At 67.4% G+C, this 20,317-nt stretch carries 24 protein-coding genes; 11 read left to right on the top strand and 13 right to left on the bottom strand.

Going from position 1 to position 20,317, the window contains the following annotated elements; translation table 11 throughout:
* Window positions 1-110: 110 nt before the first annotated feature.
* Window positions 111-545, top strand: coding sequence for a hypothetical protein (locus tag VFH65_RS18775; protein ID WP_353323478.1), 435 nt, complete (start codon window positions 111-113; stop codon window positions 543-545).
* Between the two features lie 55 nt (window positions 546-600).
* On the opposite strand, the gene VFH65_RS18770 is transcribed toward VFH65_RS18775, so the two are convergent.
* From VFH65_RS18770 to sdhC, 4 genes are read right to left on the bottom strand one after another with little or no spacing between them, the layout of a single operon-like run.
* The gene (locus VFH65_RS18770; protein ID WP_353323477.1) at window positions 601-1,386 is read right to left on the bottom strand and encodes a succinate dehydrogenase iron-sulfur subunit; all 786 of its coding nucleotides are present in this window, start codon (window positions 1,384-1,386) and stop codon (window positions 601-603) included.
* Between the two features lies 1 nt (window position 1,387).
* Window positions 1,388-3,142 carry a succinate dehydrogenase flavoprotein subunit gene (gene sdhA / locus VFH65_RS18765; RefSeq protein WP_353323475.1) on the bottom strand — a complete coding sequence of 585 codons (1,755 nt, stop codon included), beginning with the start codon at window positions 3,140-3,142 and terminating at the stop codon, window positions 1,388-1,390.
* Window positions 3,143-3,146: 4 nt separating this feature from the next.
* On the bottom strand, window positions 3,147-3,581 hold the full coding sequence (locus VFH65_RS18760; protein WP_414688448.1) for a succinate dehydrogenase hydrophobic membrane anchor subunit: 435 nt from the start codon (window positions 3,579-3,581) through the stop codon (window positions 3,147-3,149).
* 47 nt (window positions 3,582-3,628) lie between these two features.
* A complete protein-coding gene (gene sdhC, locus VFH65_RS18755) occupies window positions 3,629-4,057 on the bottom strand; it encodes a succinate dehydrogenase, cytochrome b556 subunit (RefSeq protein WP_353323472.1) in 429 nt (142 codons plus the stop codon).
* 242 nt (window positions 4,058-4,299) lie between these two features.
* Between sdhC and VFH65_RS18750 the strand changes: the two genes are divergently transcribed.
* Genes VFH65_RS18750 through VFH65_RS18740 form a run of 3 tightly spaced genes read left to right on the top strand, consistent with a single transcriptional unit; the run spans window position 4,300 to window position 7,117 of the window.
* Complete coding sequence (locus VFH65_RS18750; RefSeq protein WP_353323470.1) at window positions 4,300-4,722, top strand: cytidine deaminase; 423 nt, start codon at window positions 4,300-4,302, stop codon at window positions 4,720-4,722.
* A complete protein-coding gene (locus tag VFH65_RS18745) occupies window positions 4,719-6,032 on the top strand; it encodes a thymidine phosphorylase (RefSeq protein WP_353323468.1) in 1,314 nt (437 codons plus the stop codon). Before VFH65_RS18750 ends, VFH65_RS18745 begins: the two co-directional genes overlap by 4 nt.
* The gene (locus tag VFH65_RS18740) at window positions 6,029-7,117 is read left to right on the top strand and encodes an adenosine deaminase (protein WP_353323467.1); all 1,089 of its coding nucleotides are present in this window, start codon (window positions 6,029-6,031) and stop codon (window positions 7,115-7,117) included. Before VFH65_RS18745 ends, VFH65_RS18740 begins: the two co-directional genes overlap by 4 nt.
* Here VFH65_RS18740 and VFH65_RS18735 read toward each other — a convergent pair.
* Window positions 7,114-7,929, bottom strand: coding sequence for an alpha/beta fold hydrolase (locus VFH65_RS18735; RefSeq protein ID WP_353323465.1), 816 nt, complete (start codon window positions 7,927-7,929; stop codon window positions 7,114-7,116). The two genes, VFH65_RS18740 and VFH65_RS18735, sit on opposite strands and share 4 nt — an antisense overlap.
* A gap of 55 nt (window positions 7,930-7,984) precedes the next feature.
* On the opposite strand from VFH65_RS18735, the gene VFH65_RS18730 reads away from it, so the two are divergent.
* The gene (locus tag VFH65_RS18730) at window positions 7,985-8,332 is read left to right on the top strand and encodes a VOC family protein (RefSeq protein ID WP_353323464.1); all 348 of its coding nucleotides are present in this window, start codon (window positions 7,985-7,987) and stop codon (window positions 8,330-8,332) included.
* A gap of 2 nt (window positions 8,333-8,334) precedes the next feature.
* Here the strand turns inward: VFH65_RS18730 and VFH65_RS18725 are convergent, their stop codons facing one another.
* The 4 genes from VFH65_RS18725 to VFH65_RS18710 are packed head-to-tail and all read right to left on the bottom strand — an operon-like array spanning window position 8,335 to window position 11,194.
* Window positions 8,335-9,612 carry a primosomal protein gene (locus tag VFH65_RS18725; RefSeq protein WP_353323462.1) on the bottom strand — a complete coding sequence of 426 codons (1,278 nt, stop codon included), beginning with the start codon at window positions 9,610-9,612 and terminating at the stop codon, window positions 8,335-8,337.
* A gap of 10 nt (window positions 9,613-9,622) precedes the next feature.
* A complete protein-coding gene (locus VFH65_RS18720; RefSeq protein WP_353323460.1) occupies window positions 9,623-9,820 on the bottom strand; it encodes a hypothetical protein in 198 nt (65 codons plus the stop codon).
* Window positions 9,795-10,895, bottom strand: a complete 1,101-nt coding sequence (locus tag VFH65_RS18715; RefSeq protein WP_353323459.1) for a C40 family peptidase — start codon at window positions 10,893-10,895, stop codon at window positions 9,795-9,797. Before VFH65_RS18715 ends, VFH65_RS18720 begins: the two co-directional genes overlap by 26 nt.
* Window positions 10,896-10,897: 2 nt before the next feature.
* Complete coding sequence (locus tag VFH65_RS18710) at window positions 10,898-11,194, bottom strand: hypothetical protein (RefSeq protein WP_353323458.1); 297 nt, start codon at window positions 11,192-11,194, stop codon at window positions 10,898-10,900.
* A 54-nt stretch (window positions 11,195-11,248) separates the two neighbouring features.
* Here VFH65_RS18710 and upp point away from each other — a divergent pair, with 54 nt between their 5' ends.
* Window positions 11,249-11,872 carry a uracil phosphoribosyltransferase gene (gene upp, locus VFH65_RS18705; protein ID WP_353323457.1) on the top strand — a complete coding sequence of 208 codons (624 nt, stop codon included), beginning with the start codon at window positions 11,249-11,251 and terminating at the stop codon, window positions 11,870-11,872.
* Between the two features lie 20 nt (window positions 11,873-11,892).
* On the opposite strand, the gene VFH65_RS18700 is transcribed toward upp, so the two are convergent.
* Together VFH65_RS18700 and VFH65_RS18695 are read right to left on the bottom strand one after the other, a co-directional pair.
* Window positions 11,893-13,527 (bottom strand): phospho-sugar mutase, encoded by a 1,635-nt coding sequence (locus tag VFH65_RS18700; RefSeq protein ID WP_353323456.1) that lies wholly within the window; start codon window positions 13,525-13,527, stop codon window positions 11,893-11,895.
* Complete coding sequence (locus tag VFH65_RS18695) at window positions 13,524-13,934, bottom strand: MarR family winged helix-turn-helix transcriptional regulator (protein WP_353323480.1); 411 nt, start codon at window positions 13,932-13,934, stop codon at window positions 13,524-13,526. The genes VFH65_RS18700 and VFH65_RS18695 overlap by 4 nt, the downstream gene beginning before the upstream one ends.
* 161 nt (window positions 13,935-14,095) lie before the next feature.
* Here VFH65_RS18695 and VFH65_RS18690 point away from each other — a divergent pair, with 161 nt between their 5' ends.
* The gene (locus tag VFH65_RS18690; protein WP_353323455.1) at window positions 14,096-15,211 is read left to right on the top strand and encodes an AbrB family transcriptional regulator; all 1,116 of its coding nucleotides are present in this window, start codon (window positions 14,096-14,098) and stop codon (window positions 15,209-15,211) included.
* Here the strand turns inward: VFH65_RS18690 and VFH65_RS18685 are convergent.
* Window positions 15,157-15,951, bottom strand: coding sequence for a purine-nucleoside phosphorylase (locus tag VFH65_RS18685; RefSeq protein WP_353323453.1), 795 nt, complete (start codon window positions 15,949-15,951; stop codon window positions 15,157-15,159). The genes VFH65_RS18690 and VFH65_RS18685 overlap by 55 nt on opposite strands.
* Window positions 15,952-16,007: 56 nt before the next feature.
* On the opposite strand from VFH65_RS18685, the gene VFH65_RS18680 reads away from it, so the two are divergent.
* The 3 genes from VFH65_RS18680 to VFH65_RS18670 all read left to right on the top strand — a co-directional run bounded on the left by VFH65_RS18680 (window position 16,008) and on the right by VFH65_RS18670 (window position 19,408).
* A complete protein-coding gene (locus VFH65_RS18680; protein WP_353323452.1) occupies window positions 16,008-17,198 on the top strand; it encodes a M20 family metallopeptidase in 1,191 nt (396 codons plus the stop codon).
* Entirely contained in the window at window positions 17,195-18,364 is a 1,170-nt protein-coding gene (locus tag VFH65_RS18675) for an amidohydrolase (protein ID WP_353323450.1), read from the top strand. The genes VFH65_RS18680 and VFH65_RS18675 overlap by 4 nt, the downstream gene beginning before the upstream one ends.
* Before the next feature lie 159 nt (window positions 18,365-18,523).
* Entirely contained in the window at window positions 18,524-19,408 is an 885-nt protein-coding gene (locus VFH65_RS18670; protein ID WP_353323449.1) for a hypothetical protein, read from the top strand.
* A 67-nt stretch (window positions 19,409-19,475) separates the two neighbouring features.
* Here the strand turns inward: VFH65_RS18670 and VFH65_RS18665 are convergent, their stop codons facing one another.
* A complete protein-coding gene (locus VFH65_RS18665) occupies window positions 19,476-19,952 on the bottom strand; it encodes a gamma-glutamylcyclotransferase (RefSeq protein WP_353323447.1) in 477 nt (158 codons plus the stop codon).
* A 67-nt stretch (window positions 19,953-20,019) separates the two neighbouring features.
* On the opposite strand from VFH65_RS18665, the gene VFH65_RS18660 reads away from it, so the two are divergent.
* A partial coding sequence (locus VFH65_RS18660; protein WP_353323445.1) for an FAD-dependent oxidoreductase occupies window positions 20,020-20,317 on the top strand: 298 nt, incomplete at its 3' end.

Here is a 20,317-nt window from a genome sequence, read left to right as displayed (position 1 = left end):
ACCGGGCGATATCCAAGTGAGATCGATCAAGTCTGTCCAGGCCGGACTTGGCAGACGGTCGGGGGTGGCCTTCTCAGTTTCCTGTTCGAGTCGGGGACGAGGAGTCACAAATGAACTTCAAAAAGGTCATGGCCCAGGGGGCAATTGCAGCCGTTTTAGGCGGCACGGCGTTCGGTGCCGGTGTTGTGCCGGCCAACGCCGACCCGGACTGGGAGGACTGGGACAACCAGGAGTGGGTCGACAACGACTGGCGTGACAACGGCTGGAACGACAACTGGCGCGACCAGGACTGGAACAAGTGGCGTGACCAGGAGTGGAAGCACTGGAACGACCACGACTGGGACAAGTGGTGGAAGCACCACAGGTGGCGCCACGATGACCGGCCGCCGTGGGGCTGGGGACCGCCGCCAGCGGTCCATTGGCGCGGACACCCGCCGGAATGGATCGATTACTGGGGCTACCGGGTGCACCCGATCTGGCATCCCCACTTCAACGTCTTCGGGTTCTGGTTGTTCGGAATCTTCATCCCGGTGTTCGTCATCTAGGCGATTTGTGGAGCGCTACCGGCGGTTAGCGCGGCTAAGACTCCACAAATCGCTGTTAGCGGGCGAACATCAGCGCGCGCTTGACCTCCTGGATGGCCTGCGTCACCTGGATGCCGCGCGGGCAGGACTCGGTGCAGTTGAACGTCGTCCGGCAGCGCCAGACGCCGTCGACCTCGTTGAGGATGTCCAGCCGTTCGGCGGCGGCCTCATCGCGGCTGTCGAAGATGAAGCGGTGCGCGTTGACGATCGCGGCCGGGCCGAAGTAGCTGCCCTCGCTCCAGTAGATCGGGCAGCTCGTGGTGCAGCACGCGCACAGAATGCACTTGGTGGTGTCGTCGTAGCGGGCGCGGTCGGTCTGGCTCTGAATCCGTTCCCGCGTCGGCTGGTTGCCGCTGGTGATCAGGTACGGCTTGACGGCGCGGAAGGCGTCGAAGAACGGCTCCATGTCCACCACGAGGTCCTTCTCGACGGGCAGCCCGCGGATCGGCTCGATGGTGATGGTGAGCTGCTTGCCCGGTTTCTTCGGCAGCAGGTCCCGCATCAGCACCTTGCACGCCAGCCGGTTGACGCCGTTGATCCGCATCGCGTCGGAGCCGCAGACTCCGTGCGCGCAGGACCGGCGGAAGCTCAGTGTGCCGTCCAGATACCACTTCGCGTAGTGCAGCAGGTTCAGCAGCCGGTCGGTGGGCAGGCACGGGACGCGAAAGCTCTGCCACCCCGCGGAATCCGGGTCCTCCGGGTTGAAGCGGGCGATCTTCAGCGTCACCATGACCGCGCCCTCAGGGACAGGGGGCAGCGGCTGGTCGCCGGCTTCCGGGGCTTCGATGGTGGGTGCGCTCATGTCAGTACTTCCGTTCCATCGGCTCGTAGCGGGTCTGCACCACCGGCTTGTAGTCCAGCCGGACGTCGCTCAGCAGATCGGTGCCCTCTTTGTAGGCCATGGTGTGGCGCATGTAATTGGTGTCGTCGCGGTTGGGGTAATCCTCGCGGGCGTGCCCGCCCCGAGACTCCTTGCGGTTCAGCGCGCCAACCACCGTCACCTCGGCGAGCTCGAGCAAGAAGCCGAGCTCGATCGCCTCGAGTAGGTCGCTGTTGTAGCGCTTTCCCTTGTCGTGCACCGTGATTCGGGAGTAGCGCTCCTTGAGGGCATGGATGTCGGTCAGCGCCTGCTTGAGCGTTTCCTCGGTGCGGAACACCGCGGCGTTGTTGTCCATCGACTGCTGCAGCGCGCCGCGGATGTCAGCGACGCGTTCGTTGCCGTGCTCGGAGAGGATGTCGCCGACCCAGCCGACGACCATGCCTGCGGGGTTCTCCGGCAGGTCGACGTGGTCGTGGCCCAACGCGTAGTTCGCCGCGGCGATGCCTGCGCGACGGCCGAACACGTTGATGTCCAGCAGCGAGTTGGTGCCAAGGCGGTTGGCGCCGTGCACCGACACACACGCGCACTCGCCTGCCGCGTACAGGCCGGGCACCACGGTGGTGTTGTCGCGCAGCACCTGCCCGTTGACGGTGGTGGGAATGCCGCCCATGACGTAGTGGCAGGTCGGGTAGACCGGCACCAGTTCCTTGACCGGGTCGACGCCCAGGTACGTGCGGGCGAACTCGGTGATGTCGGGCAGCTTGGCCTCGAGCACGTCCGCGCCGAGGTGGCGCACATCGATGTAGACGTAGTCCTTGTTCGGGCCTGCGCCGCGGCCTTCGAGCACCTCGAGGACCATCGATCGGGCGACGATGTCGCGGGGGGCCAGGTCGACGATCGTCGGCGCGTAGCGCTCCATGAAGCGCTCACCGTCGCCGTTGAGCAGCCGGCCGCCCTCACCGCGAACCGCCTCGGAGATCAGGATGCCCAGCCCGGCAAGGCCCGTCGGGTGGAACTGGTGAAACTCCATGTCCTCCAACGGAAGTCCCTTGCGGAACACGATGCCGAGGCCGTCGCCGGTCAGGGTATGGGCGTTGGAGGTGGTCTTGTACATCCGGCCCGAGCCACCGGTGGCGAACACGATGGCCTTGGCGTGGAAGACGTGGATGTCACCGGTGGCCAGCTCGTAGGCGATGACGCCGGTGGCCACCGGCCCGCTCGGGGTTTCGGTCATGGCGATGTCGAGCGCGTAGAACTCGTTGAAGAACTCGACGTCGTGCTTGACGCAGTTTTGGTACAGCGTCTGCAGGATCATGTGGCCGGTGCGGTCGGCGGCGTAGCAGGCGCGGCGCACCGGCGCCTTGCCGTGATCGCGGGTGTGCCCGCCGAACCGGCGCTGGTCGATGCGGCCCTCGGGGGTGCGATTGAACGGCATCCCCATCTTTTCCAGGTCGAGTACCGCGTCGATGGCTTCCTTGCACATGATCTCGACGGCGTCCTGATCGGCGAGGTAGTCGCCGCCCTTGACGGTGTCGAAGGTGTGCCACTCCCAGTTGTCCTCTTCGACGTTGGCCAGCGCCGCGCACATGCCGCCCTGGGCCGCGCCGGTGTGGCTGCGCGTCGGGTACAGCTTGGTCAGCACCGCGGTGCGGGCCCGCGGGCCTGCCTCGACCGCGGCGCGCATGCCTGCTCCGCCTGCGCCGACGATGACCACGTCGTATCGATGTTCGATGATCATTTGGTTAGCCCCCGATGCTCGCGTCGAACGTGACCAGCACGTAGCTGCCCAACACCAGCGTGAAACCGGTCGCCAACAGCAACAGCGAATTCAGCCAGAACTTGGTGGTGTTCTTGCGGGCGTAGTCGCCGATGATGGTCCGCATGCCGTTGGCGCCGTGCACCATCGCCAGCCACAGCAAGGCCATATCCCAGATCTGCCAGAACGGCGATGCCCAGCGCTCGGCGACGTAGTTGAAGTCGATGCGGTATACGCCGTCGTCCCACATCAGCATGATGAACAGGTGGCCGAGCGCGAGAAAGACGAGGGCGACGCCGGAAAACCGCATGAACAACCATGCGTATTTCTCGAAGTAGGGGATGCCCCTTGGCCGCCGGGGTGCGCGCGGGTGGTCAAGCCCGGCGGGGCGGTCGTGCTCCTTCTCGAGCACCGGGGCGATGCGGCCCTCGCGGTGGTGGGGTGTCCAGGCGCCCCCCGACGGCGCGGTCACAGGAACCGCTCCGCCATGTGCATGCCGAGCACGCCCAGCGCGGGGATCATCACCGCGAGGAAGACGCCCGCGACGATCCACAGCATCCGCCGCTGATAGCGCGACCCGTGCTGCCAGAAGTCGATGAGGATGACGCGGATCCCGTTGAGGGCGTGGTAGAGCACGGCTCCGACCAGTCCGACCTCCATCAACCCGACGATCGGCGTCTTGTAGGTCTCGATGACTTCGTTGTAGGCCTGCGGGCTGACCCGCACCAACGCGGTGTCCAGCACGTGCACGAACAGGAAGAAGAAGATCGTCGCTCCGGTAATGCGGTGCAGCACCCAGGACCACATCCCGGGATCGCCGCGATACAGGGAGCGCCGAGGCGACGGTTTGGTTCGCGGAGCCGGAACTTCCGTCGCCGCGGGTGTCGCTGTACTCATCGGGCCTCCAACGCCATCGGTGGACGCTTGGACCCCGTAGCCGGACCGCCGGCGACATCAGTCGGCGCCTGTACTGCCTGCCCAAGCCTCGGGGCGACTCTAAACCCACTTGCCACTGTTAACGAACTACGGTTTAGCGGTCTACGTAGGAAAAAACGCGAAAGTTAGGGTTACCTATTCCGCGAGCCGATCGAGAGCACGTGGCTTCGGAATGCATTCAGATTCGACCCGGTGAGGTTGACATGACGTCTGAGATCGACTGGAAAATGTTGCGGCACAAGGCAACTGAGGCGTCGACCCATGCCTACGCGCCATATTCGGGATTCGCCGTCGGCGCGGCCGCCCTGGTCGACGATCACCGAATGGTGGCCGGCTGCAATGTGGAGAATGTCTCATATGGCCTAGGTCTCTGTGCCGAGTGTGCTGTGGTCTGCGCCCTGCATTCCAGCGGCGGCGGACGGCTGATCGCGCTGTCGTGTGTCGACGCCACGGGGGCAGTGCTGATGCCGTGCGGGAGGTGCAGGCAGGTGTTGCTCGAACACGGTGGTCCGCAGCTGCTGATCGACCATCCGATGGGACCTCGGCCGCTGGGCGAGCTGCTTCCCGACGCGTTCGGACCCGACGATCTTGCGCGGGTCGAGCCGGCGCACGAGGAAACCCCGTGACCCAGTTCACATTCGATGCGCCGACGGTCATTCGTGTGAAGCGCGACGGTGGCGTGTTGTCGGACGAAGCGATCGACTGGGTGATCGATGCCTATACCCATGGCCGGGTCGCCGACGAACAGATGTCGGCGCTGCTGATGGCGATCTTCCTGCGCGGCATGACCGGCGGCGAGATCGCGCGCTGGACGGCGGCCATGGTCGCCTCGGGGCAGCGGATGGACTTTACCCATCTGCGCCATGACGGCAAGCCACTGGCGTTGGTGGACAAGCATTCCACCGGCGGAGTCGGCGACAAGATCACCATCCCGTTGGTGCCGGTGGTGATGGCGTGCGGCGGTGCGGTTCCGCAGGCCGCCGGCCGCGGACTCGGGCACACCGGTGGGACGCTCGACAAACTGGAGTCGATCCCGGGGTTCACCGCCGAGTTGACGAGAAACCATATCCGCCAACAACTTCGAGATCTGGGCGCTGCGATCTTCGCGGCAGGGGAGCTGGCGCCTGCCGACCGCAAGATCTATGCGCTGCGCGACGTCACAGCCACCACCGAGTCGCTTCCGTTGATCGCCAGCTCGGTGATGAGCAAGAAGATTGCCGAGGGCACCCGCGCCTTGGTGCTGGGCTGCAAGGTCGGCTCGGGGGCGTTCCTGAAGACGGAGGCAGAGGCGCGCGAGCTGGCGCGCACGATGGTCGACCTCGGCACCTCGCACGGGCTGACGACCCGGGCCTTATTGACCGATATGTACACGCCGCTTGGCCGGGCGGTCGGCAACGCGGTCGAGGTCATCGAGTCGCTGGAGGTGCTGGCCGGCGGCGGCCCCAACGACGTGGTGGAGCTGACGCTGGCCTTGGCGGCCGAGATGCTCGACGCGGCGGGCATCGACGGCGTCGATCCGGCGCAGACGCTGCGCGACGGCACCGCGATGGACCGCTTCCGCGCGCTGGTCGCCGCGCAGGGCGGTGACCTGGCCTCCCTTTCCGCTGGCGCGTTGCCGATCGTTACGCATTCCGAGACCATCACGGCATCGCGCGATGGCACGATGGGCAATATCGACGCAATGGCGGTGGGACTGGCAGTGTGGCGGCTCGGTGCGGGCCGCTCCCGCCCGGGCGAGCAGGTGCAGTCAGGCGCCGGACTGCTGATCCATCGGCGCCCCGGCGAGCCCGTCGTAGCAGGGCAGGCGCTTTTCACACTGCATACCGAGACGCCCGAACGCTTCGAGGCAGCGATGGCCGAGCTGGATGGCGCATGGAGCGTCGGCGATACCGCTGCGACCCAGCGGCCGCTGATCATTGATCGGATCACGCCATGACCACGCCGCTGACTCTGCAATCGATCCGCCAAGCGCCGAAGGCCCTGTTGCACGACCATCTCGACGGCGGCCTGCGTCCGGCCACGGTGCTGGAGCTGGCCGACGCGAACGGCTACGACGACCTGCCCGCGACCGATATCGATGAGCTCGCAAAGTTCTTCCGCACGGCAGCGCACAGCGGATCGCTGGTGCGTTACCTGGAGCCGTTCGCGCACACCGTCGGGGTGATGCAGTCACCGGAGGCGCTGCACCGGGTGGCATTCGAGTGTGTCGAAGACCTGGCCGCCGACAACGTGGTCTATGCGGAGATCAGGTTCGCGCCAGAGCTGCACATCGAAGGTGGCCTGTCGCTGGACGCGGTGGTGGACGCCGTGCTGGCCGGTTTCGCCGACGGCGAGAAGGCCGCCAGCGCGGAAGGTCGCGCCATCACGGTGCGCTGCCTGGTCACCGCTATGCGGCACGCGGCTCGGTCCCGCGAGATCGCGGAACTGGCGATCCGGTTCCGCGACAAGGGCGTCGTCGGCTTCGACATCGCGGGCGCGGAGGCGGGTTATCCACCTACGCGACACCTCGACGCGTTTGAGTACATGCGAGGCAACAACGCGCGCTTCACCATTCACGCCGGTGAGGCGTTCGGCCTGCCGTCCATTCACGAGGCGATCGCGTTCTGCGGCGCGGACCGCCTCGGTCACGGCGTGCGGATTGTCGACGACATCTCCGTAGGACCAGACGGAACCGCACAGCTGGGCAGGCTGGCATCGTTGTTGCGGGACAAGCGAATCCCGTTCGAAATGTGCCCGAGCTCGAACGTGCAGACCGGCGCGGTCGGCAGCATCGCCGAGCACCCGTTCGACCGGCTGGCCCGGCTACGGTTTCGCGTCACCGTGAACACGGACAACCGGTTGATGAGCGACACCTCGATGAGCCAGGAGATGCTGCGGCTTGTCGAGGCATTCGGCTACGGCTGGAGCGACCTGGAACGCTTCACGATCAACGCGATGAAGTCGGCGTTCATCGCGTTCGACGAACGCCTGGCGATCATCGACGACGTGATCAAGCCGCGCTACGCCGTGCTCATCGGCTAGCGCGCCAACACCTTACGCAACGCGTCGGCGAATTCGGTTGGGGCGCCCATGAATCCGCCGTGATCGCCGGGGAACTCGGCAGGCGTGCCGCCGAGCAGCTCGGCCAGCTTCGCCGAGGTGTCGTAGGTCAGCAGCTTCGTTGAGTCCACGCCGACGCCGATCACGACGCGCGTCTGGCTCGCCTTCAACGCCTCGATGTCGGGAACGTATTGGGTCGTCGGGCGCAGGTCGATTTCGAAGAAGCGGGCGGCCTGGCGCACGTCGTCCTCCGACTGCTCAGGCGGGGCGGTCGGCGCCTCGTCGGGCGACACGTCGAAGCCGGCATTGCGCATGAAGTGCATCCACGCCGACTCGAACCCGTCGCGGTGGAAGGTGTCGATGATGGCCTCGGTGTTCGCGTGTTGCTGTGCCGCGTCGGGCAGCAGCCCCAACAACGGCGGTTCATGGGCGATCAGTGTGCCGATGCGCCCGGGGTAGCGGGTGACGAGCGCGAGACCCGTCACCGCTCCGCCGCTGGAGCCGAACAGGTCGGCCGACTCGGCGCCGAGGTCGTCGAGGATGGCGTTGACGTCGTCGGCGCGCTGCTCGACACCGGACGGTGCGTCGGGGTCGTCGACGGGACTGTTGGCGTAGCCGCGCGGATCGTAGGTGACGACGGTGTGGTCACTGGCCAGCGCGTCGGCCAGCGGTGCGAACTCCGCAGCTGCCATCGGCGAGCCGATGACCAGCAGCAGCGGGCCGCTGCCGCGGATCTCGTAGTGCAGGCGCGCACCTGGCACGGATACGGAACGGGTGGAGATAGGCAGGGTCATGCCGTGTAGACCTCCGGGGCTCGGCGAATTCATCGCCGAGTCGTACCGTGGCGCCATGATCACTGGCAGCCACGTCATCATCTACAGCAGCGACGCCGACGCGGACCGGGCGTTCTTCCAAGATGTGCTCAAGTATCCCCACGTCGACGCTGGTGGCGGCTGGCTGATCTTCAAACTCCCGCCTGGCGAGGTGGCCGTGCATCCCACCGAAGGCCAGCAAGCCCACGAGCTTTATCTGATGTGCGACGACGTCAACGCCACCGTTGAGGACCTAAAAGCCAAGGGCGTCAGCTGCGGCGACATCAGCGACGAGGGCTGGGGGCTGTTGACCAGCATCCGGCTCCCCGGCGGCGGCGAGCTCGGCCTGTACGAGCCGCGGCATCCGCGCGCGACCGAGCTGTAGCGCTACTCCGGGCGCAGCCGCGACTCCAGGAAGGCCTCCAGCGCCTCCCACTGCTCGACGGCCGTGGCGTACGGCGGGCTCGGGCGTCGCACCGTGTCCGGGTCGAGCACATGGGCAACCAGCCGACCCAACTCCTGGTCGGCGTCCAGCGTCTCCTCGACAGTGGTGTCCTCGGCGTAATCGCCGACGTCCCTGAGCAGTTCGACGGCCAGCTCCAGCTGGTCGCGATCGAGTGCATCGGGCCCGTCGGCCAGGTCGTCGGCGATGCCGGTCAGCACGTAGACGTTGTCGTCGCTGACGTCGATACGCAGTGAACCGTCGGTGGCCGCGGTACGGATGTCGTCATAGGTGGCCAGATCCGACAGGTCGTGGTCGTGCTCGTCGGCCAGATAGCGGGCGAGCGCGCCACCGGAGCCGAACACGCTGATTCTTCCGTTGCGGCCCAAGAAGATCGGCTGGTCGTCGAGGTAGCACCGCAACGTGAAGAACGTGCCTCCGCTGGTCATTATCCGTACCGGATCGATGCCGACCCGCACCCAGAAGTCCACGTCGCTGCCGAGCACCCTCTGCTCGGCAGCGCTGGCGAGTGCCTCGGCTTCGGAGTCGGTGTCGACGATGTCGTCGATCACGACGTCCTCGTCGTCCTCATCGTCGGCAACCTCTTCAACCTCGGGTTCGGGCGCGGGCTCGGCCAGCTCGGCCTCGGCCTTCTCCGACGCGGCCTGATCGACCTCGGGGGTGGTGATGACGGCGTCCAGCGCGTCGACCACGTTGTCCCAGCCGCGTCCGATCACCGATTCGATCTCGGCCCACCGCTTGCGGCCGGGCCGGCCGGCGAACGCGTCGATGCCGCCGCCCAGCAGGCCGAGCACCGGGTTGCCGTTGTAGAACTTGGTGACCGCGGGCAGCTCACACACCGAGCCGAGGGCCGACACGATGGCCAGCGTGCGGTGCAGCTCGGCGACCGTCTCCTCGCTCGGCTTCTCCGCGGCCAGCTCCTGCACGCCGATGACGTCGTACTGGCGGTCCTCGGCGGGGTCGAACGTGTGCGCGTTCGCCTCGGTCAGCTTCTCCCACGCCGGGTGGTCGACGAGGTCGTTGTCCTTGTTGGTCCTGACGAACGCGGCCAGGTCAGCCACCGACTCGAAGGCATACAGATCGTCGTCCTTGCCGAGAAACGCCTCCCACTCGTCACCCTCGTCGCGCCAGCGTGGGGCCCACAAGGTGTACAGGTCGCCCTTGGTCAATCCGAGCCGGATCGGCACGATGTCAGCAGCCATGCGGCACAGCCTAACGACCGAGTTCAAGAGCCAAGTCGTCGAGCATGCGTCTGCGGTGTTGACCGGCGTCCTTGCGCCTCGCCAGTTCGTCTGCGGTCCTATTCATGGCGGCGGCCCGCGCACGTGCCCGGCCCATGGTCTCGTCGAAGCGCCGAGCCATCGCGTCGAGCCCGTCGACCCCGTCACGCGGTGGGGCGGAAGAATCCATGGAAGCCCTGGCCGGCGTTGGTTGTCCGCACCGATGAAAGCTGCACGGGATCGCCTGCCTCGATCATCGTGCCGTTGCCAACGATCATCGCGACGTGGCCGTCCCACACCGCGAGGTCGCCTGGCCGCAACGAGCCGGCAGAGACCGCGGCGCCCACATGTTGTTCCTGCGCCAGCCGCGGAATCTCCAGTCCCGCTTCGTGATACGCCCACTGCGTCAGGCCGCTGCAGTCCAGGCCGACGCCGGGTGTCGTGCCGCCCCACTGATAGGGCACCCCGAGTTGCGTCAGCGCGTGCCGGACGGCGCTGGCCGCGACCGCGTTGGGAGCCATCGCCGTGCTGCCGTCGGGCAGCCGGATTGCCACGCCGCTGCCGAAGTTGGCCGCATCGGGGGACGGGACGAAGGCCTCGGGCGACGAGAGCTTCGCGAGGTCGCCAAGCCCTGAACCGAGCATCCCGCCCGCCCCGGCGGCGGGGCTCATCGGCAACCCGCCGCCGAAGCCGGAGCCCATCGAGCCCATCGACGGCATCGCCGCACCGGTCATGCCCGCAGGCGTCGTCGACGCGGGGGAGGCGGGGGCGGTCAACGTGGCGCCATGCCCGTCCAGCTCGGCGCGCAGCTCCTCGACAACCGCGATGGCCTCGTCGAGCGACCGCTGAGCCTCGGCCAGCAGGTCCTCTGCGACGCCAGGCGAATCCAGGTTCGGTTCCAGCGCGCCAGCGCGGGCCTCGAATCGCTCGACGATGGCGCGCAACCGGTCGCTGGCCCTCGCAACCGCTGCTGCCGCGGTTTCAGCCGCCGCGCCCAACTGGCCGGAGCGGGCCGCCAGTGCGTCGACCGCCGCCATCGTCGACGCCGTGAAATCGGAAGCGCCGCCCGCTCCGGCTCCCGACCAGCGCGCACCGGCCTGGCTCCACGCGCGGCCGGTGGCCGCCGAAACCTCGGCCAGCGCATCGCGGACCCCGCCGAACGCGGTGGCCGGATCCTGCGAGGGATCGCCTGACCAGCCGGGGCCGACCATCGACTGCACTTCACGGATCGGCGCCGCAAGCGCGGCGACCAAATCGCTCGGCATCGCTAGAGCCCGCCGATCCGACCGCCGACGCGCTGGTCGACGTCGTCGTAGGCGGTCGCAGAGGCGTGCGCGGTGGTGCACGCGGCGCAGACGCTGTCGCTCAACTCCGCCGCTGCCCGTGCCTCGCAGGCCGCGGCGTCGGCAAGCGCGGCCAGGAACGAAGCCCCGACGGGGCCGAACATCGAAGCGGACGCCGGGCCCGGCAACGACGACAGAGTCGATGCGATAGCGGCGAGGTCGGCGGCGTGGGTCGAGCTGGCGGTGCCCAGCGCTCGGATGGCATCGGTATCGGCGAGCATGCGGTTACGACGGACGCGGCGGTATTACGGTTCCCGCCGACATAAGGTCTGCGCATGCATGTGCACGTCGTCGATCACCCGCTGGCCGCCGCGCGGCTGACCACTCTGCGCGACGAGGCCACCGATAACGCGGTGTTCCGTGCGGCGCTGCGTGACCTGACCCTGATGCTCGTCTATGAGGCCACCCGTGACGCCGCCGTCGAGACCGTCGATGTCCGCACGCCGCTGGCGCAAACCACCGGCTGCCGCCTGGCCAAGCCGCCGCTGCTGGTGCCGGTGCTGCGTGCCGGGCTGGGCATGGTTGATCAGGCGCATGCGCTGATTCCGGAGGCGCGAGTCGGGTTCGTCGGAGTCGCCCGTGACGAGGAAACACATGAGCCGACACCGTATTTGGAGTCGCTACCCGACGACCTGAGCACTCAGCCGGTGATGGTGCTGGACCCGATGCTGGCCACCGGCGGTTCGATGGCGTACACCATCGGGCTTTTGCATTCCCGCAATGCCGTCGACATCACAGCGGTGTGCGTGGTGGTCGCGCCGGAAGGCATTGCGGCGCTGGAGAAGGTCGCGCCCAACATGCGGCTGTTCACCGCCACCATCGATGAACGACTCAACGACATCGCCTACATCGTGCCGGGTCTGGGCGACGCGGGCGATCGGCAGTTCGGGCCGCGCTAGTTGTGACTAATGTGCCCGCGCTACAGCAGGGCCTTCGCCTCCGCTTCGACCTTCGCTTGGAGGTTTGCGGCTCTGTCCCGAGCATCCGCCAGCTGCCCGTCCTCGACGGCTTGACGAATCTCGATGTAGCACTTGACTTTCGGCTCAGTGCCCGACGGGCGAACGGCGAGCCGCACTGAGGTGTTCTTGTCTCCGCCGGTGAAGATCAGCGCATCGGTGCGCTCTTGGCCGCTGCGGGCGAGGAGATCCTCCACCCTGCCCGGTATCCCGGCCAGTGTGGTCGGCGGCTTGGCACGCAATCGTGCCACCACCTCGCCGGCATCTCGCGTGTCCGCCGTCACGGCCGATGTCAGGTGCACGCCATGACGGCGAGCCAGGTCGTCCAGCGCGTCGAACACCGTGCGGCCCTGATCCCTCAGTGCCACAAGCAGATCGCAGAACAAGACGGCGGCGCTGATGCCGTCCTTGTCGCGCACCGCGGCGGGGTCGACGCAATGGCCGATCGCCTCCTCGTACGCGTACACCAGCGTGCAGCCCGGCGTTTGAACATCGGCACGCGAGAGCCATTTGAATCCGGTCAGGGTCTCGACGTGATGGGCGCCGTGGTCCTTGGCGATCGCCGCCAGCATCCGTGACGACACCACCGTGCTGGCGACCACCGTCGTTTCGATGACGGGACCCGGTTCGACCTGGGCGAGGATGTAATCGCCTAACAGCCAACCGGTTTCGTCTCCGGTCAGCATGCGCCACCCGTCCGGTGTCGGAACCGCGACCGCACAACGGTCCGCGTCAGGATCGAGCGCGATGGCGACATCGGCGTTGGTCTCGTCGGCCAGTTCCAGCAGCGCGTCGACCGCGCCGGGCTCTTCGGGATTCGGGAACGTGACGGTGGGGAAGTCGGGGTCGGGCGCGAACTGGCTCTCGACGACGTGTACGTCGGAGAACCCGGCCCGCACCAACGCATCGAGGGCATATTCGCCGCCAACGCCGTGCAGCGGCGTAAGGGCCACCCGCAGTGAGCCATGCGTGTGCCGGACGTGTGCGGCGCGCTCGATGTAGTGCTGGATTGCGTCGATGCCCGACACCTCGACGGCTCGGCGCGGGATTTCGTCGGCGTAGGGCGCCTCGGCGATGGCGTCCTCGATCTGTTGGTCGATCGGCGCCACGATGGGGAAGCCGCCTTCGAAGTAGACCTTGTAGCCGTTGTCCGAAGGAGGATTGTGTGACGCCGTGATCTGGATACCCGCCGAGGCACGCATATGGCGGACGGCGAACGCGACCACAGGTGTCGGCGCCGCCGCGAGAAGTAGATCCGCCGAGAAGCCTTGGGCGGCAAGGACTTCTGCGGCCGCCAGCGCGAACTCCTCGGAACCGTGCCTGGCGTCTCGACCGATCACCACCCGTGATCCGCCAAGGCCATGGTCCTTGAGGACCTTGGCGACCGCCCATGTCGTGCGCAACACGACGGCCAGATTCATCCCGTTGGGTCCGCCGCGCAGGGGCCCACGCAGACCCGCGGTCCCGAACGTCAGCGACTGAGCGAACCGTTGCTCGAGTTCTTCGTCGCTGCACGCCGCCAGCTCGGCAGCGGTCTGCGGGTCGGGGTCATGGGCAATCCACTCCTGCGCGGCCGTAGAGGTCCGCGACGAAGTCATACGGCTAGTGTGCCCGCTTTCGCGTCCGCATAAGCCAGCTTGCGAAGCACCGGCGCGACGAGCATCAACAGATCGAACTCGAGCTGGGACAGGTGCTCGCGCATGGTGTCGTGCAACCAGGCGTCGCGCTCGGCTCGGTCCGCGTCGAGCAGCGCCGTACCCGATTCGGTGATCTCGATCAGCTGACGACGCCGGTCTTCCTCGTCCGGGCGGCGGGCGACCAGTCCACGGCCGACCAGTTCGTTGATGCTGTCGGTCAGCGACTGGACGCGCACGTGCAACCGGGTAGCAAGCTCGGCGGGGGTCGTCACGCCGGTGCGGCTGACCTCCCCGAGCAACTCCATCTGCGTCAGCGTCAGGCCGTGGTCGGGGCGGTGCCTGCGCATCTGCCGGGTCACCGCCATCATCGACTCGCGCAGTTCGGTGGCTGCGGACGTGGGGGCGGAAACGTTCGCGGTAACGCTGGTCACAACCAAGTTATACCTTGGCAAAGTTCCCCTGTCACGGGCATCTACGGCGTTTGCGATCGCGAAATAGCAAGGGCATACTTGTAATCATCGTGGAAAAAGTGCGGCGGATACTCAGGTGGGTCTTACTCATAGCGGTAACCGCCGCCGTCACCGTCCCGCTCGACCTGATCGGCGTTCCGTCCGCGGCACTGTTCGCCGCCTTGGCCGTCGGTATCGCGCTGGCCCTACTATCACTGGCTCCCAGCCGCGTACCCCGAAGAGCCGGTGTCGCCGCGCAAGGCGTGCTCGGCGTCTACATCGGCACGATGGTCAACGCGGACGCCGTCGGGGCGCTCGGCTCCGATTGGCCGATCGTGGTCGCCATCGCGGTGGCGACACTGGTCGTGAGCATCGTCGCCGGGGTGCTGCTCGGGCTGCACCGTGATGTCAGCCCGCTGACCGGGTCGCTAGCGCTGGTGGCCGGGGGCGCATCCGGCATTGTCGCCATCGCGCGCGAGCTCGGCGGTGATGACCGCGTCGTCTCCGTCGTGCAATACCTGCGTGTCGCGCTGGTCACCGCATCCATGCCTGTGGTGGTGACGCTGATCTACCACGCCGACAAGTCGCACGAGGCGACCATTGCCACTCAGACCGACACCGCCCCTTGGTATCTCAGCATCGGCATGATCGCCGCAATCATTCTGGTCGGCGCCACCGTCGGCCGGTTGATCCGGTTGCCAGGCGCCGGCCTGCTGGGACCGTTGGCGATCACCGTCGCCCTTGAGCTCACCGGCATGTCGTTCGGCCTCACCGTGCCCGTGGCGCTCGTCCAGATTGGCTATGTGTTGATCGGCTGGCAGGCCGGATTGGCGTTCACCCGCGAGTCAATGCGTGCGGTCGCCCGGATGCTGCCCGCGGCCATCGGCCTGATCGTCGTACTGTCCGTCGCGACCGCCGGGCTCGGCATGGTGCTGGCGCACTTCACCCGCCTCACTCCGCTGGAGGGATACCTCGCCACCAGTCCCGGCGGCGTCTACGCGATCTTGGCCAGCGCGGTCGAGACGGGATCCAATGTCACGTTCATCGTCGCGGCCCAGGTACTGCGCGTTCTGCTGATGCTGTTCGCGGCGCCGTTCCTGGCCCGAGCCGTGATCTGGGTGACCAAACGGCGGCTGCAGAGTCAGAGTCGGGCAATCACTGCCGACAGCAGGGAGCCCATCCGGGTCGCGGACTGACGGCCCGCCTCCAACACCTCGTCGTGACTGAGCGGATGCCCCGTCATGCCTGCGGCCAGATTCGTCACCAACGACACCGCAAGCACCTGCGCACCGGCCCCGCGTGCCGCGATCGTCTCGTGCACGGTCGACATCCCCACTAGGTCAGCGCCCAGTGTGCGAAGCATTCGGATCTCCGCGGGCGTCTCGTAGTGCGGGCCGGGCAGCCCGGCGTAGACGCCCTCGGCCAGCGACGGCTCGATCTCATGGGCGATGGCCCGCAGCCGCGGCGAGTACGCGTCGACCAGGTCCACGAACTCCGCGCCGACCAGGGGTGATCTCGCGGTCAGGTTGAGATGGTCGCTGATCAGCACCGGCTGGCCGACGGTGAAATCCTCGCGAAGCCCGCCAGCCGCGTTGGTCAGCACCACCGTCTGCGCCCCTGCGGCACACGCGGTGCGCACGGGGTGAACGACGTGGCGCAGGTCGTGCCCCTCGTAGGCGTGGATACGGCCGACGAACACCAGCACGCGGCGGTCGCCGATGCGCAACGACAGTGCCTCTCCGCCGTGGCCCGCCGCGGTCGGCGGGGTGAATCCCGGCAGCTCCGCCATCGGCACCACTGCCACCGGATCGCCGAGCACAGCAACGGCAGGTGCCCAGCCAGACCCCAGGGTCACCGCGACGTCGTGCACGTCGACCCCGGTGCGATCGCGAATGGCGGCCGCCGCAACTTGGGCCACCGCCGCTGGGCTCGTCACAGTGGGCGAGCTTATCTGTCACCATGCGCTTTGCAGCGCAATGAGATACTGCCAAGATGTCCACCGCCACCGCGTCGATAAGCGTCGAAGACGCCGTCAACCGACGCCGTGGAGATCTGATCGAGCTGTCGCACGCGATCCACGCCGAGCCCGAACTCGCGTTCGCCGAACACCGCAGCTGCGCCAAGACCCAGGCGCTGGTCGCTGAGTACGGCTTCGAGATCACGGCGGCGCCCGGCGGGTTGGACACCGCGTTTCGCGCCGACTACGGCAGCGGCCCGTTGGTCATCGGCATTTGCGCCGAATACGACGCGCTTCCCGGTATCGGACATGCGTGCGGGCACAACATCATCGCCGCTTCCGCGGTGGGCACCGCGCTGGCGCTGGCCGAGGTGGCCGACGACCTGGGGCTGACGGTGGCGCTGCTCGGCACGCCAGCCGAGGAGGCCGGCGGCGGAAAAGCGTTGCTGCTCAAGGCCGGAACGTTCGACGACATCGCCGCGACGGTGATGCTGCATCCCGGCCCGCTGGACATCGCCAGGGCGCGGTCGCTGGCGCTGTCTCAGGTCGCGGTCGGCTACCTCGGTCGAGAGGCGCACGCCGCCGTCGCGCCGTATCTGGGTCTCAACGCCGCCGACGCGATCACGGTCGCGCAGGTCGCGATCGGGCTCTTGCGGCAGCAGCTGGCGCCGGGGCAGATGGTGCACGGCATCGTCACCGAAGGTGGGCAGGCCACCAACGTCATTCCCGGGCACGCCGAAATGCAGTACACGATGCGGGCCAACGACGCCGCGTCGCTGCGCGAGCTCGAAGCCCGGATCGCGGACTGCTTCCTCGCAGGCGCAGTGGCGACGGGTTGTGACTACCAGGTCGAAGAAACCGAACCGCCCTACCACGAGCTCACCCCCGACAAATGGCTCGCCGACACCTTCCGCGCCGAGATGGTGCGACAAGGCCGGACTCCCGTCGCGGAGGAGGTGGAGGCAGCGCTGCCACTGGGCAGCACAGACATGGGCAATGTCACACAGGTGATGCCCGGCATCCATCCGATCGTCGGCATCGACGCCGAGGGAGCTTCGGTGCACCAACCGGCGTTCGCCGCGGCCGCCGCGGGCCCCAGCGCCGACACGGCCGTCGTCGAGGGCGCGATCATGCTGGCCCGCACGGTCGTCACCCTGGCCGAGACGCCGGCCGAGCGGGACCGGGTTCTTCAGCTGCTGGCGGAGCGAGTGGGAGTCGAGGCATGAGCATCGTCGACACCACCGAGCTGTGGCTGGATGCCCACTACAACGACATGGTCGCGTGGCGCAGGCACATTCACGCGCACCCGGAGCTGGGCCGCCAGGAGTTCGCGACCACGCAGTTCGTCGCCTCGCACCTGGCCGACGCGGGCCTGAACCCGAAGGTGCTGCCCGGCGGTACGGGACTGACCTGCGACTTCGGGCCTGAGCATGGGCCGCGGATCGCGTTGCGGGCCGATATGGACGCGCTGCCGATGGCCGAGCGGACCGGCGCGCCGTACGCGTCGGTGGTGCCCAACGTCACGCACGCATGCGGTCACGACGCGCACACGGCGATCCTGCTCGGCACGGCGCTTGCGCTGGCGTCGGTGCCCGAACTGCCGGTCGGTGTGCGGCTGATCTTCCAGGCCGCCGAGGAGCTGATGCCCGGTGGGGCGATCGACGCCATCGCGGCGGGAGCGCTGACCGGCGTGTCGCGGATCTTCGCGTTGCACTGCGATCCACGGTTGGCGGTCGGCAAGGTCGCGGTGCGGCCCGGCCCGATCACCTCGGCGGCCGATCAGATCGAGGTGACGCTGCAATCGCACGGCGGGCACACGTCGCGGCCGCACCTGACCGGCGATCTGGTGTACGGGCTCGGCACGCTGATCACCGGTGTGCCCGGCGTGCTGTCGCGTCGCATCGACCCGCGCAACAGCACGGTGATGGTGTGGGGTGCGGTCAATGCGGGCGTGGCGGCCAATGCCATCCCGCAGACCGGCACGCTCGCGGGAACGATCCGCACCGCCAGCCGCGACACCTGGGATGCGATGGAATCCATTGTGCGTGAGATAGTCTCGTCGCTTATGGCGCCGCTGGGCATCGAGTACAGCCTGCAGTATCGCCGGGGCGTGCCGCCGGTGGTCAACGAGGAGATCTCGACGCGCATCGTTACCCACGCGATCGAGGCGATCGGCCCCGACGTGTTGTGTGATACCCGGCAGTCTGGCGGCGGCGAGGACTTCTCGTGGTACCTCGAGGAGGTGCCCGGCGCGATGGCCCGGCTTGGCGTGTGGACGGGCCGCGGCCCGCAACTCGACCTGCACCAGCCGACGTTTGACCTCGACGAGCGGTCGCTGGCGGTGGGTGTTCGGGTGCTGGTCAACATCATCGAGCAAGCCGCCCACTTCTAATTTCTTCCTGCGCGAGCGACCGTGTCTGTACGCGACACGCCGTTGGTTGTTGTCATTTCGCGGTCGGTCGCGCGAGACCGCTGTCCACAAATCGCCACTTATCCACAAATCAGTCCTCGTCTCTTTCGATCGTGGTCGGCGTTCTCGACGATCGACTCCATGGAGGAGCTCGACCGATTGTTCGACGAACAGGGTGGGGTAGCGACGAGTGGCCAGATTTTGCGTCATCTAACGAGACGTGGGTTCGAAGCTGAGCTGAAAACAGGCGATCTGGAACGCATTTGGCAAGGCATTTACTGTCGCGGCGAGCCCACCGACGAACTGCGACTACGCGGTCTCGATCTGTCGTGCGGCACCGCCGTACCTGTTTGCCTTGGCACCGCCGCTGCCCTGCTTGGCTTCGACACCGAACAGCCCGCCGACCTTCATGTGCTCAGCCCGCCGGGTTCCCGTCTCCGTTCCGCTGATGGTCTGGTTGTGCATCGTCGCGACGGCGCACCGTTGGTCTTAGTTGGCGAACGTCCGGCCACCTCGCCTGAATGGACGGCCGTGGAAGTTGCCCGCAGCCTGCGTCGTCCTCGCCTGCTCGCGACACTCGACGCAGCGCTGCGCACCCAAAGTTGTTCCCGGCCCGAACTGTGGCGAGCGGCTAGCAACCAGGCTGGTCGGCGGGGGATCGTCGCGGTTCGGGACCTGATTGCGCTGGCAGACGGGCGTGCAGAATCGCCAATGGAAAGCGAGGCGCGGTTGGCAATGATCGACGGTGGGCTGCCGATTCCGGAGTTGCAGTACGAGATCATCGATGGAAATGGTGATCTCCGGCGCGTCGATTTCGCCTGGCCCGAGCAGCGGGTCGCGGTGGAGTACGACGGCGTTGACTGGCACAGCGGCCCTGACGCGATGCGTCGCGACCGGAGGCGCGCTGCGGCGCTGTTGGATGTCGGCTGGGTGGTCATCGCCATCGTCTTCGAGGACGTGAGGTATCGCGCGTGGGAGTTCGTAACGCGCATCGACGCGCAGCTTCGTCGCGCTCGCGCCGCGTGAGCGACCCCGAAAGGCCAACAACGCGCGGCGTGTCGTGCACAGACACGGTCGCTCGCGGGGAGGGGGCCTAGGACGTGCCGGGGCCGATGTTCCGCGCGGGGCGAGTGCGAATGTTGTGTACGTATTCGGCTGGCGCGCCCGCGATTTCGGCTGCGTCGGCCATGACGCCGAGGTAACGCGCCGACGGTATGCCGCCCTCCCACGCGTCCACCACATACAGCCAGGCCAGCACCGGGTCGGTGTCGGTGTCCGACGACAGCCGTTCCACGCGACAGCGGATCTTCTTGTGGAAGCCGAGCTCCGAGCCTTCCCAGCGGTCGAGGTTCTCCTCGTCTTCCTTGGTCACGTCGTACAGCACGACGAACACCTTCGACGACGGGTCCTCGACGACGGTGGCCAGCGCGCCTTCCCAGCCGATGTCCTCGCCGCCGAACGTCAGCCGCCAGCCGTGCAGCCACCCCGTACCCGCCATCGGCGAATGGGGCGCCCGCTGCAGCATCTGATCCGGATGCATGTTCGATCCGTAAGCGGCGTAGATCGGCACGGGGGAAAGCCTAAGGCTTTGCCTCCTGCCCGGGCGATCAACGGTCGGCTTGGCTAGGTTAAGGGCCGTGGCAACCCGCATCGTGATCATCGGCGGAGGACCCGCCGGCTATGAGGCGGCACTCGTTGCCGCAGCCCGCGGCCCCGAGGTCGTCGACGTCACCGTCGTCGACTCCGACGGCATCGGCGGCGCCTGCGTGCTGTGGGACTGCGTGCCATCGAAGACGTTCATCGCCTCCACCGGCGTGCGCACCGAGCTGCGCCGTGCTCCCAACCTGGGATATTCGCTGGATTTCGAGCAGTCCAAGATCTCGTTGCCGCAGATCAACGAGCGGGTGAAGGTCCTGGCGACGGCGCAGTCCGACG

Origin of the sequence: Mycobacterium sp., from assembly GCF_035697385.1 — a bacterium.
In the GTDB taxonomy this organism is placed as follows: Bacteria; Actinomycetota; Actinomycetes; order Mycobacteriales; family Mycobacteriaceae; genus Mycobacterium.
The sequence above is the reverse complement of the archived record's forward strand: the minus strand, read 5'-3'. Positions and strand labels throughout refer to the sequence as shown.

Coding starts and splice junctions, on each gene's coding strand:
- VFH65_RS18710 (WP_353323458.1), bottom strand. CDS start 11,194: ATGCTCGCCGATACCGATGCCATCCGAGCGCTGGGCACCGCCAGCTCG.
- VFH65_RS18750 (WP_353323470.1), top strand. CDS start 4,300: ATGACGTCTGAGATCGACTGGAAAATGTTGCGGCACAAGGCAACTGAG.
- VFH65_RS18735 (WP_353323465.1), bottom strand. CDS start 7,929: ATGACCCTGCCTATCTCCACCCGTTCCGTATCCGTGCCAGGTGCGCGC.
- sdhA (WP_353323475.1), bottom strand. CDS start 3,142: ATGATCATCGAACATCGATACGACGTGGTCATCGTCGGCGCAGGCGGA.
- VFH65_RS18730 (WP_353323464.1), top strand. CDS start 7,985: ATGATCACTGGCAGCCACGTCATCATCTACAGCAGCGACGCCGACGCG.
- upp (WP_353323457.1), top strand. CDS start 11,249: ATGCATGTGCACGTCGTCGATCACCCGCTGGCCGCCGCGCGGCTGACC.
- VFH65_RS18720 (WP_353323460.1), bottom strand. CDS start 9,820: ATGGATTCTTCCGCCCCACCGCGTGACGGGGTCGACGGGCTCGACGCG.
- VFH65_RS18740 (WP_353323467.1), top strand. CDS start 6,029: ATGACCACGCCGCTGACTCTGCAATCGATCCGCCAAGCGCCGAAGGCC.
- VFH65_RS18700 (WP_353323456.1), bottom strand. CDS start 13,527: ATGACTTCGTCGCGGACCTCTACGGCCGCGCAGGAGTGGATTGCCCAT.
- VFH65_RS18725 (WP_353323462.1), bottom strand. CDS start 9,612: ATGGCTGCTGACATCGTGCCGATCCGGCTCGGATTGACCAAGGGCGAC.
- VFH65_RS18680 (WP_353323452.1), top strand. CDS start 16,008: ATGTCCACCGCCACCGCGTCGATAAGCGTCGAAGACGCCGTCAACCGA.
- VFH65_RS18775 (WP_353323478.1), top strand. CDS start 111: ATGAACTTCAAAAAGGTCATGGCCCAGGGGGCAATTGCAGCCGTTTTA.
- VFH65_RS18695 (WP_353323480.1), bottom strand. CDS start 13,934: ATGATGGCGGTGACCCGGCAGATGCGCAGGCACCGCCCCGACCACGGC.
- VFH65_RS18715 (WP_353323459.1), bottom strand. CDS start 10,895: ATGCCGAGCGATTTGGTCGCCGCGCTTGCGGCGCCGATCCGTGAAGTG.
- VFH65_RS18675 (WP_353323450.1), top strand. CDS start 17,195: ATGAGCATCGTCGACACCACCGAGCTGTGGCTGGATGCCCACTACAAC.
- VFH65_RS18670 (WP_353323449.1), top strand. CDS start 18,524: ATGGAGGAGCTCGACCGATTGTTCGACGAACAGGGTGGGGTAGCGACG.
- sdhC (WP_353323472.1), bottom strand. CDS start 4,057: ATGAGTACAGCGACACCCGCGGCGACGGAAGTTCCGGCTCCGCGAACC.
- VFH65_RS18770 (WP_353323477.1), bottom strand. CDS start 1,386: ATGAGCGCACCCACCATCGAAGCCCCGGAAGCCGGCGACCAGCCGCTG.